Source organism: Sulfitobacter sp. HI0040, assembly GCF_001634885.1.
Classification (GTDB): domain Bacteria; phylum Pseudomonadota; class Alphaproteobacteria; order Rhodobacterales; family Rhodobacteraceae; genus Sulfitobacter.
Genome location: NZ_LWEX01000302.1, coordinates 1 through 241, shown reverse-complemented (window position 1 = coordinate 241; position 241 = coordinate 1). Strand labels below are relative to the sequence as shown.

At 55.6% G+C, this 241-nt stretch carries 1 pseudogene; it reads right to left on the bottom strand.

Annotated features, from left to right (window positions below):
- Nucleotides 1–192, bottom strand: a pseudogene (locus A3728_RS14230) (hypothetical protein); the annotation flags it as partial.
- Between the last annotated feature and the right edge of the window lie 49 nt (nt 193–241).

Below are 241 nucleotides of genomic sequence, written 5' to 3'. Positions count from 1 at the left end.
GAGGCCGACACGTGCCTTGAACCACTGACGTTCCGTATCGACCAGGGATATCAGCGAAATGGGGACGTCGCAGATCCGGGCGGCAAGCTGCACGATCTCGTCGAATTCAGCCTCTTCGAACGTGTCGAGGATATCGTACCCCTCCAACGTTCGGAGGCGTTCTTCGTTTTGAGGATGAAGATTGGCACGCACCGGGCAGTATTCCTAAATTCTGTTCGATGGGGGCATGAACAACGACCCA